General features: G+C 64.9%; 5 protein-coding genes. 3 read left to right on the top strand and 2 right to left on the bottom strand.

Going from position 1 to position 11,061, the window contains the following annotated elements:
- Positions 1-49: 49 nt before the first annotated feature.
- Together HIM68_RS10365 and HIM68_RS10360 are read right to left on the bottom strand one after the other, a co-directional pair.
- The gene (locus HIM68_RS10365; RefSeq protein ID WP_172171923.1) at positions 50-1,195 is read right to left on the bottom strand and encodes an acyl-CoA dehydrogenase family protein; all 1,146 of its coding nucleotides are present in this window, start codon (positions 1,193-1,195) and stop codon (positions 50-52) included.
- A 38-nt stretch (positions 1,196-1,233) separates the two neighbouring features.
- Complete coding sequence (locus tag HIM68_RS10360; RefSeq protein WP_172171921.1) at positions 1,234-2,427, bottom strand: acyl-CoA dehydrogenase family protein; 1,194 nt, start codon at positions 2,425-2,427, stop codon at positions 1,234-1,236.
- A 303-nt stretch (positions 2,428-2,730) separates the two neighbouring features.
- Here HIM68_RS10360 and HIM68_RS19345 point away from each other — a divergent pair, with 303 nt between their 5' ends.
- The 3 genes from HIM68_RS19345 to HIM68_RS10345 all read left to right on the top strand — a co-directional run bounded on the left by HIM68_RS19345 (position 2,731) and on the right by HIM68_RS10345 (position 10,815).
- Positions 2,731-5,277 (top strand): LuxR family transcriptional regulator, encoded by a 2,547-nt coding sequence (locus tag HIM68_RS19345; protein WP_172171919.1) that lies wholly within the window; start codon positions 2,731-2,733, stop codon positions 5,275-5,277.
- Complete coding sequence (locus HIM68_RS10350) at positions 5,262-7,835, top strand: helix-turn-helix transcriptional regulator (protein ID WP_172171917.1); 2,574 nt, start codon at positions 5,262-5,264, stop codon at positions 7,833-7,835. Before HIM68_RS19345 ends, HIM68_RS10350 begins: the two co-directional genes overlap by 16 nt.
- Positions 7,836-8,127: 292 nt before the next feature.
- Positions 8,128-10,815 carry a helix-turn-helix transcriptional regulator gene (locus tag HIM68_RS10345; RefSeq protein ID WP_172171915.1) on the top strand — a complete coding sequence of 896 codons (2,688 nt, stop codon included), beginning with the start codon at positions 8,128-8,130 and terminating at the stop codon, positions 10,813-10,815.
- Positions 10,816-11,061 lie beyond the last annotated feature (246 nt).

Raw genomic sequence — 11,061 nt, 5'->3', positions numbered from 1 at the left:
CAGCGCCGCACGCTCGGAGTCGAACGTGCGGCGCTGAAGTGCCGGTGCCTCAGCTGAGGTCGGCGGCGTGGGGTTCGATGAGTCCGCCGAGTTCGGCGAGCTCTGCGGTCAGCGAATCCGAGTCGTCGAACGTGCGGGTCATGACCGTCAGGCGCTTGGCGTAGTGACCGATAGGGTACTCCATGGTCATGCCGATGCCGCCGTGCATCTGGATCGACTCCTGGCTGATGTTGCGAGCAGCCCGGTCGACGATGATCTTCGCGGCGATGACGTCGCGGTGACGGTCCTTCTCAGCCCCGGGGACCTCGGAGGTCACGGCCAAGCGAGAGTACAGAGCCATGCTGCGCGCGTACTCGAGTTCGGCGTAGAGGTCGGCGGCGCGGTGCTGCAGAGCCTGGTTCGCACCGATCGGTGCACCGAACTGCTCGCGGGTCTTCAGGTACTCGGCAGTCATCGTCAGCGAGGCTTCGAGCGCACCGACGGCCTCAGCCATGATTGCGGCGTTGCCCAGGTCGAGGACTTCGGACAGCACGGCGTTGGCATCGGCGGCGTCGAGGCGCTGGGCGGCGACACCCTCGAGCTTGAGGTTCGCGCTGCCCAGACCATCGGCCTGGCGCTGAGCCGCACGGCTCAGACCCTCGGCATCGGCGGCGACGAGGTAGAGACCCAGTTCGCCGTTCTGCGTGGCGGTGACGACGAAGTGGTCGGCCACGTCCCCGCCGAGCACGTTGTTCTTCTCACCGGTGAGGGTGAAGCTGCCGTCTGCACCGGAGACCTGAGTCTGCGGAGCGTCGATCGCGTAGCGCAGTCCGGGCTCGAGTGCTGCGAGAGCGAGGAAGGTCTGGCCCTCTGCCACACCGGGCAGGATGGCCTGTTTCTGCTCCTCGCTGCCGCCGAGTAGAACGGCATTGGCACCGAGGACTGCGGTAGCCAGAAACGGTTCGAGGACGAGTGAGCGACCGAACGCCTCGGCGACCACGGCCACCTCGTTGAAGGTCATGTCCGCGCCGCCGTAGGACTCGGGAATCGCAAGTCCGAGCAGACCCATCTCGGCGAAGGCCTGCCACTTCTCGCGGGAGATGCCCTCGTCGCTGCGAAGGATCTCTTCGCGCTTGGCGATGTCGTACTCGCTGCGCAGGTACTTGTTCAGTGTGCTGGCGAGTTCTTGCTGAATGTCGTTGAGTTCAAGATCCATTGTTGTCCTTCTTGGGAGATCGAGTGAGAGTCGGTATCTCAGAGACCGAGCAGTGCCTTCGAGATGATTCCGCGCTGCACCTCGGACGAACCGCCGTAGATGGTGACCTTGCGGGTGTTGAAGTAGCCGGGCAGAGCATCGACAGCGCCGTTGGGCAGGTCGGACAGACCCTGGCCCTGCACGCGGTCGGAGACGAAGTCGAGACCCTGCGGACCGAGTACGTCGACGAGGAGTTCGGAGATGTCCTCCTGCAGCTGGGAGCCCTTGAGCTTGAGCACCGAGGAGCGTGGATCCGGCTTGTCGGACCCGGCGGCCTGGGTCGAGAGGATCCGCAGCTGGGTCATCTCGAGCGCGGTGAGTTCGGCTTCGATCTTCGTCAGACGAGCGGAGAACAGGGGGTCATCCAACAGAGTGCCGCGAGCGGTCTTCGTCACCGCGGCGTAGGCCTTGGCACGGGCGAGGTTGACCTTCGAACCGCCGATGCGGGCGATTCCGGTGCGCTCGTTGCCGAGCAGGAACTTCGCGTAGGTCCAGCCCTTGTTCTCTTCGCCGACGAGGTTTTCGACGGGGACCTCGACATTGTCGAAGAAGACTTCGTTGACCTCGTGGCCGCCGTCGATGAGCTGGATCGGACGGACGGTGACGCCGGGGGTCTTCATGTCGATGAGCAGGAAGGAGATGCCTGCCTGCTTTTTCACGTCAGGGTCGGTGCGCACGAGGTTGAAGATCCAGTCGCCGTACTGGCCCAGGGTCGTCCAGGTCTTCTGGCCGTTGACGATGTACTTGTCGCCCTGGCGCACCGCGGTGGTCTTGAGCGAGGCGAGGTCCGAGCCGGCGTTGGGTTCGGAGAATCCCTGCGACCACCAGATGTCGATGTTCGCGGTAGCGGGCAGGAAACGTTCCTTGATCTCCTGCGAGCCGAAGGTGGCGATGACGGGTCCGACCATGGACACGTTGAACGGCAGCGGCTGCGGAACGCAGGCCAGCTGCATCTCTTCGAGCCAGATGTGACGCTGCACGGGGGTCCAGTCCTGGCCGCCCCATTCGACCGGCCAGTTCGGCACGGCGTAGCCGTGCTGGTTGAGGATCTGCTGCGAGGTGACCATGTCCTCCTTGCTCAGCTCCTGGCCGGTGGCGACCTTGAAACGGAGTTCCTCGGGGATCTCCGTGCGGTAGAACTGACGCATCTGCTGCGCGAACTCGCGCTCTTCTGCATTCAGTAGGGTGTCCATGCGAACTCCTTATAGATCGTTCAGTAACTTTCCTCCAATGGTACGGTTCGGTGTTCGGGCTCACAAGTGGGAGACGACGGAGATCCTCGCCGAGGCGGCCCTCCGGTCGGATCGGATGTTGATGTCACAATCGCCTAACTTTATTTCAGAGATGTATTACTACACCTATCCCAAGTGGTAATACTGATCCAGGAATTCCAATGGTGATTCCGAGACGTGAGCTTCTCCGGATTGAACCCCGCGCCGCTGGGCTCCGCATTCCCCGCTGCAGAAGATCCCCAGGGGTACGGAAAGCTGAGTGACGTGTCAGGCAGGACCACGCATATCCCCCCGGTCGCACCGTCGCGTCGGCTCTTCGGCTATGAGTCCGAGCTCTCGACGGTCGTCGGCGCGATCTCCGGGCAGGGGCATCTGGGCGCACTCATCATCGGCGCGGCGGGCATCGGGAAGACCGCGCTGGTGAATGCTGCGCTCTCTCGTCTCGACCCCGATCTTGCGGTCACTCGCCTGCGCGGCTCGGAGAACGCGCGTGTCCGGAACCTCGGAATCTTCGAAATCCTGCTGTCGAGGGAGGGCATCGACACAGACCTTCCGCCCGGTCGGGCGCTGTCGGTGATCGGTGATCTGTTCGAGCGCAGAGCTGAGGGCGGTCGCTCTCTGGTCGTCGTCGACAATGCCGATCTCGTGGACGATCATTCCCTCGCAGTGCTGGCCCAGCTGACGGATGCGCGCAGGATCAAACTCGTCATCGCCGCCGAATCGGCGCGTCCGCCGGTCGATCTCATCGCCGGACTGTGGCTGTCCGGAAGCATTGTCAGGATCGATCTGGACGGTATCGACGAGGCGGATGCGGCTGCGATGATCAACAGCATCGGACTCTCGGAGACTGAGACGAGATCGGTCTCGGAGCTGACTGCACTCGCCCACGGCAATCCGCGGCTGCTCGAGAGGCTGCTGTTCGGGCGGAGCCGGACCAGCGGGGTCGAAACCGCGATCGCCCGGGTCGATCAGTCCAGCCGCGAGGTCATCGAAACCGTCGCTCTCATCGAAGCGGTGCCCTATGACGTGCTCGTCGGGTTCACCAGTCCGCAGACGATCGACTGTTTGGCGGAGGACGGTCTGCTCTCGATTTCGAAGGGTCGAGGGGGAACGGTGAGCATGCACGAACCCGTCACGGCTGAGAACGTCCGAGCCATGGTCCCTCCCTCTCGCAGCCTCGAGCTGCTCACCCGATTCGATGCCGGAGCGGATCTTTCGGCACTTCACGGCAGGACGCTCTTCGGCTACGCCGCGTGGTCGATCTCCTTGGGCCGGGTGCCGACTCCCAAACAGGTTCTGGATGCCGCCGGTTGGGCAAACGCGCGGGGCAGATACCGCGAAGCCGCAGAGATCATCCGCACCAGCGGCTATCGCGGTCCCGAACTCGACCTCGAGCACGCCCGCAGCGAATGGGGAGCCGGTAGGCTCCGCCAGGCCCGGGAGATCGTCGACCCGCTTGTCTCCGAGGCGTGTCTGAATCCGGACACCTCAGCACAGGAGTATCTGTCCCGCCTCGCCTCGATGGAACTGAGGCTGATGGACCCAAGGAAGCCCGAGGATCTGCGGCTGGACTGGGTCCGGGACACGCTTTCGCTGCCGATCGACGTCGGTCGGCTCGATGCGACGCGCGCCAGGTTCGACCTCAAAGGAGGTCGTATCGCCGCTGCCTGTGCGCTGGCGGAGAGCGTCTATCTCAACCATGCGAGCTCGGTGCGCCACCGTCTGCGCGCGTGTGCGTTCCTTGGCGTGGCAGAAGTGATGTCCGGGCGGATCGAACTGGGACTGAGTTATATCGCGCAGGCCGGGCTGATGTTCGGACTTCCCGGGCCCGAATCGTTCGAACGGGAAGATGCCATCCCGCAGTTCTTCGTGGCGAATTTCATCGCCGGCAACTGGGCCCAGGCACGAACGGCAATGGATGAACTGACCTCCAGTCGGCGGCTGACCAGGCTGACGAACGCGCTCATCGACCTGCGCACCGGAAACGCGGCGAAAGCCCACTGCATCCTCGGCGAACTCAATCTCGGTGCCGACCCCTGCGACATCGTCGATATCGCTGGAATGGCCAGGTCGGCACTGTCTCTCTCCGCTGTGCTGACAGACCAGCGGACGGAGGTCGTCTCGATCGCTGTCGACGAGGAGGCCGAAGCCAGTCGGCATTCGTGGTGGGCTTCATTCGAAGCCAGACTCTTCGATCTGCAGGCACTGGCGCAGACGTCGCCGGAGCCGGCAGCCCCGCAACTCTATGAGCTCGGGGCCTGGGCAGAAGAACACGGTGCGCACACCCTTGCCTGCCTGGCCTGGCTCGAAGCCGGTCGACTCGGGCACGAACAGGCCATCGGTGGATTGTCCGCGTCGGCCGGCAGGGTCGACGGCTCCCTCGGTCGCCTGCTGAGCGCCGTCGCACGTGCCTTCAGCACTGACGATCTGCAGGCGCTCATCACCGCGGCCCGTGAGGCGCTGATCTTCGGCGCGGTCGTGCTCTGCGCCCAGCTGTCCGGCGAGGCCCGAAAACGCGCCGTTGCCTCAGGCAATGCTGCCGCCACCAAGGAAGCCCGGATCCTGCTGGGCCGGAGCCGGCGCGTGCTCGACTTCGATGCCGACGGCAAACGGTTCCTCGCGAATCTGGGCGAGCTCGAGCACTCGATCATCACGGGCATCGTCGAGGGTCGAACGAGCGCAGAGATCGGAGAAGAGCTGCACCTTTCGGCCCGAACCGTCGAATGGCACCTCGGTCGTCTCTACCGCCGAGTGCATGTGGCCAATCGGCAGGAGCTGCGAGAGGTGGTGACGGAATGGCTGAAGAGCTGACCACATCATCGGGCGAGAGCATCCAGGACGGCACGACGATCTTCGGGCGCAAGGGCGAACTCGAACTGATTCGTCAGTCGCTGCGCTGCTCGGAATGCTCCGGCATCCTCATCGAAGGTGAGATCGGCGTCGGCAAGACCCTTCTGGCGAGAACAGCCTTCGAGGACGGGAGCGACGGAATCTGGATCCGCGGGGACCGCGTGCACCAGAACACCGAGTTCGGCGTCTTCGGTCTGCTCATCGACCTCGACGGTGACCCGTCCACACTGCTGGGACGAATCGTGTCCCGGCTCACCTCGACTCGAACCTCGCAGGCGGTCTTCGTCGACGATGCCCACCTGCTCGATTCCCGTTCGCAGGAGGTCCTGACCGACTTGGCCAGCGTCGGCTCGATCAGGCTCATCGCGATGTCGCGGTCCAACCCCGAGAGTGGGGTCATGCCGTTCTCGACTCTGGTCGAAGACCGTGTGCTCCAGCATCTCGTCCTCGGTCCTCTGCCGCGTGAGGACTATCGGTCGATGATCGAAGACCGCCTCGGTCACATCGTGTCCCAAGCAGTGGTCGACATCGTCGACTTCCATTCGAAGCGCAATCCGGGAAAGCTCATCGAACTCCTCGAATACACCGCACGACGGTCGCGCTTCCTCCTGCGCCGAGGAGTGTGGATCCTCGACGGACACGACACCGACTACGATGCGCGTGCCCGCGACTACGCACGGATCGGTCTCGCCGACCACTCGCCGCAGGAGACGGAGGCCCTCGAGTTGGTCGTCCTCGCGGGGGAGGTGGAGCTGGCGACACTGCTCGAGGCGGGGCTCGGGGAAGCCGCGGATGCCCTCGTGGCCGCCGGTGAACTGAAGATCGACGCACAGAGACCCCATATCTATGAGGCAGTGGAGAACCACACCTCGGACACGATCAGGTACACGACCCCGACCGGTCGGAGTCGAGAGTGGTTCGACTTCATCGACTCCAGCGGAGATGCACCTGCGGAGTGGTCGAAGGTGGTCAGGGCCGAGTGGGGACTGATCTGCGGAGCGGAAGTCAGCGAGTCGAGGACCACCGACGCCGCACTGATCGCCGCTCGCCTCGGAGACTGGCATCGGGCCATGCGGCTGATCGCGGAGATCCCGACGGAGAAGATGAATCCGCACGAGCTGCTCTCAGTCGCTCTGCTCTACTGCGGCTGCAATAAGATTCCCCTCGGACTCGACATCTTGGCCCATGCGGTTCGCACCGCATGCTGTGCTCCGCTGGTCGTCGATGCGCTCGTAGTCTGGATGAACCGCGCTTCTGCCTCCATGTCTCCTGCCCTGCGGCTTGCGGACTTCCGCACCGCTCTGAATCGGCTGCACGAGGAAGGTGACGGACACCCCGGAGGGGGAGTGGACGCAGCGTTCGGACTCGAATTCCTCGACCGAGTCGCCGCCGTCGTGGCCGAAGAACGACCGATCACCGTGGACGTCTTCGACGGACTCACACCCGAGGGCGGGGCAACGGGCAACTTCCATCTGCTCGACGCGATGCTGCACGCGACCGACATGCTCGACTCGGGACGCACCTTGGAAGCACTCGCGCTCCTCGAATCCGCTCAAGCCGACTTCAGCAACGAAAGCACAGGGTCACTTCACCTGACCATGCTGCAGGGGCGCACACTTCTGCAGCTGGGACGAACCGCTGAGGCGAGAGACCTGATGACGACACTGGCGACGCATGACATCGCCTACCTGTCAGCTCGGTCCGGGCCGATCGACCTGCTGTGGGCGCAGACTCACCTGCTCGAGGGCAATCTGCCGGGGGCGATGAAGGCGCTTCGCGCCGCGATCGAATCGCTCACCTATTGGAACTTGGGCACGCAGCTGGCCATCGCGTTGGCGGAGGCCGAATATGCGGTCTCTCGTGTCGGAACCGCTGCTGACGCCGACGAGCTGCACGCCCGCTTCGACGAGCTGCCCGTCACAGCCCTCTACCACGAATATCGTCGAGCCCTCGTACTGCGAACCACCGCGCGGGCGATACGCACCGGTGAGACCCGGTACGAGCACGAGCTGCGCCGGATGATGGACGAAGCCGAAGCCGATGGGGCAGCGGCGATCGTCGTCCTCATCCGCCTGCACCTCTTCCTGCACTTCGATGAGATCGCACCCGAGGCGATGTGCGAAGCGGCCGCGAACGGAACCGGGCGTGAGTTCGACATCGTCGGCCGCCTCGGCGCTGCTCTGCGCGATCATGATCGTGCTGCTTTGACGTCGCTTGCGGAGGAATACGGCCCGTCGATGCCGGACCTGGCGGGCAGATGTGTCGCATTGGCTGCGCGATTCGGAGCCGGCCAGAGCCGCGGACCGGGTGGGCAGGTCACGGGGCTGACTGCCAGGGAGAAGCAGATCAGCGTGCTCATCGTCGCCGGCCGATCGAATGCGGAGATCGCTGCGGAACTGGGTGTGCGGGTGCGAACGGTCGAGGGGCACACGTACCGGCTGTTCCGAAAACTCGGCATCGAGCGCAGGGACCAGGTCGCCGAGGCGATGCGGGATGCCGAGGGCCGACTGCGCGCCTGAGCGTGAGCCGAGTATCACCGACTGCGGGATTTCGGGCTCGGGTGAGTACTCACTGCGGTGCTCCGGTGGTGACCTGGTGGTGACTGAGTAGTGACCCGAAGGCGACTCCAGTATCGACCACCTGGTCCGAGACGGCTGCCGGCGAGCAGTATCTGAGTATGAACATCACGCCTCAGCCTCCTCAGTCTCCTCATCGAACCGACCCCCGCGCCGTGCGAACGGCGGCGTCCGTCTCCGGGCCGGAAATCCTTCTCCGAACGAGTTCCCCGGGCTCGACGACGGGAGGCGGATCATGCGTCAGGTGATTCGCCGCAAGGAAGTCGGCGAGCTCCGCTCCCTCCTCTCGCGGCACCGTGCCGCAGCCCTCACCGGCGGCTTCGGGTCCGGGCGGCGATCGATCTTGTCGGCACTCGAGTCGGAGTGGGATGGAACGGTGATCAGGGTCGCATCGAGTCCGCTCGATGAGGACACGCCCTGGTCCGGGATAGGCGGTCTGCTCGCCGCAGTCAGCGCATCCGTGCACGGCCCCTCCGATCCGGCGGAGCTCGCCGATGATGAGATCGTGCCGAACATGATGACGGCTCTCCGATCGATTCCAGGAGACGAGGACACGCTCATCCTCGTGCCCAATGCCGACGAGATGGACATGGACTCGCAGCGGGTGCTCGGTCAGGCGCTGCGCCGGTTGAAGTCAGGACGTCTGCACATCGTCATCACGGTTCGGTCGATCGACGATGACGGTCCGTTCGCCTCGGTGCCGGAGATCGAACTTGCGGATCTCAGCATCGCCGAGCTCATCGAGCTCGCCCGGGACCTCGCCTTGGCCCGCTTCGGACACACGAGGATCGCCGAGGAGGCAGCCCAGGTCGCTGCCCACGCCGCCGCGGGTCGTCCCTTGGCCGTCAGCCATATCCTCGAGGAGATGGCGCCCAGTGAGATGCGCGGGGAGATCGCGCTGTCGATCCCGGTCAGAGTGGGACCGGCCAGCCGTCCGATGATCGCCGACTATGTCGAAGGGCTGACGGCCAATGCCGAAGCGCTGCTCGGATGTCTGTCTCTGTCCCCACTGACGCCGCTGCGGCCTCTGGCCAGGAGGCTGCCCGGATTCTGGGAAGCCGTCGACGAACTCGAATCGCGCGGGACGATCGAACGTCGAGGGGCCTTTCTGCGGATACCCCACGGATTCGTCCGTGCCATGGTGCAGCAGTCGATGGGGGCGCGCGAGCGACGTCGAACCCACCTCGTCCTGGCCGAAGACTGCGCCGACACGTGGCCGCAGGTCGAAGCCTGGCACGTCTCGTTCATCGACCCGGGTGAGGAGACCGCACAGCAGCTGGCGGCACACGCTCTCGGACTGGTGCGACGCGGACTCACTGCCGGAGGGGCCGAATTCGCCGAACGGGCCATCCGGGTCTGCAACGATCTCGAGGAGCTGCGCGGTCAGCTGGTCGAGATCGCCGAGACGCTGTCCGATCACGGGCAGTTCGCCTTCTCCCGCCGCTATGTGCAGATCGCCTCTCGGTCGAACCGGGCCGCGGTCGTGGTCCGCGCTCGGACTCTCGAAGTCCGCAATGTCTTCCTCGAGACGCAGACGCTGCCGTCCTCACTGTTCACGTCGTGGAGCAGGGTCGAATCGGAGCAGGCACCCGCCGAGGTGGCACGCCTGCAGCTGACGCTGGCGCTCTGCCACTGTGAACGAGGCGAATTCGCCCGAGCCCAGGAACTTCTGGCACTTGCCGAAGCCGCCGATGAGCAGTTTCGCGACAGCGAGGCACAGCTTGTCCATGCCATTCGCATCCTGCTTGACGTCAACTGCGGAAAGGACGGGTCGGCGCTCGCCGGATTCGCGAGCCTGCAGGAACACCAGGATGCGATCAGGCCGAGCTTCGGACTCGCCGTCGCCCAGGGACTGGTGCTCACCGAGCATTATGAAGCCGCCTCGGCTGTGCTCGACCACATCGGTGAGACCTGTGCCGCGACCAGGGTCTGGAAGCGGCAGGTGGACTGTGTCCGTGCTGATCTGGAAATGCGCCTCGGCCGAGTCAGCCAGGCCGTCGACGTCATCGACAGGCTCATCGCGGAATCTGAGGCCGACAAGCGCAGAGGGCTCGTCGCCGTCCGGCAGGATCGGATCCTGCTGCTGCACGCCTGGAAGCTGCTGCTGACCGGACGCGCCGGTGAAGCAGGGCTCGTCGAGGAACAGGCCGCGGTCCGAGCTTCGGCGACGAACAACCACCGTCTGCTGGCCGAGCTGAATGCGCTCCAGGGCAGATACCTGCTGCGCACCGACTGCGCGGCCGAAGCGATCGGACACCTTCGGCGCTGCGAACAGCTGTCCGCGGACGAGACCAACCCGAACGTGCGTCGTTTCGAGGGCGACCTCATCGAAGCCTTGGTGGGTATCGGCAGAAGAGAGCATGCGACTCTTCTGCTTCAGGAGCTGCGTGACCGCGCGAAGGCATGCCCTTCTCGGTGGACCGATCTGTCCGTCAGCCGGAGTGAAGCGCTTCTGGCCGCTGGGGAGACTGCCACCGACCTGTTCGGGCGAGTGCTGCGGCAGTCCAGCACCTCAGAGTTCGTCTTCGAGAAGGCGGTCACTCATGCGGCGTTCGCCTCTCGCCTGACCGACAACGGTTCGAACCTGAGAGCACGTGAACAGAGACTCGCCGCTGCGGCGCTGTTTCGCGAAGTCGGGGCCGGTCGTCTCGCCGACCATCTCCGCACCGGGCAGATCGTCGAAGAGCCGAAGGTGCCGACGATGCCTGAGCTGCCGCGCCTCGGCGAACTCAGCGACGAGGAGCTCAAGGTCGTCGAACTGGTCCGTGCGGGAATGAAGAACCGGGAGATCTCCGAACGGATCTTCGTCTCCCTGCGCACCGTCGAACTCCGCCTCACCGCTGTCTACCGCAAGCTCGACGTCGGGTCTCGCACAGAGCTCGTATCCAGGCTCGCGGGCAGCCCGCGTCTCGCCGCGGTCTGAATTCGCGTCCCTGCGGAGCGTGAGCCGCAGACGGTTCGCGCCGTCCGCGGCAGAACGCCCCGCGGAGACCCGCACCGCAGTCGCGGATGACCGCAGTCTCCCCTCCGCAAGCACCAGAACAGAGTCATCGCACTCATAGCGTGAAGTCGACGCATTCCGCAGTTGGAATCGCAGCATCGTCGGCTCTCACCGACGATGCCCGGCCGCCACAGTGACGGGGCCGGGAGAGTCGAACATGGGAGATCA

The sequence above is a fragment of the Brevibacterium sp. CT2-23B genome (genome assembly GCF_013168765.1).
In the GTDB taxonomy this organism is placed as follows: Bacteria; Actinomycetota; Actinomycetes; order Actinomycetales; family Brevibacteriaceae; genus Brevibacterium; species Brevibacterium sediminis.
The sequence above is the reverse complement of the archived record's forward strand: the minus strand, read 5'-3'. Positions and strand labels throughout refer to the sequence as shown.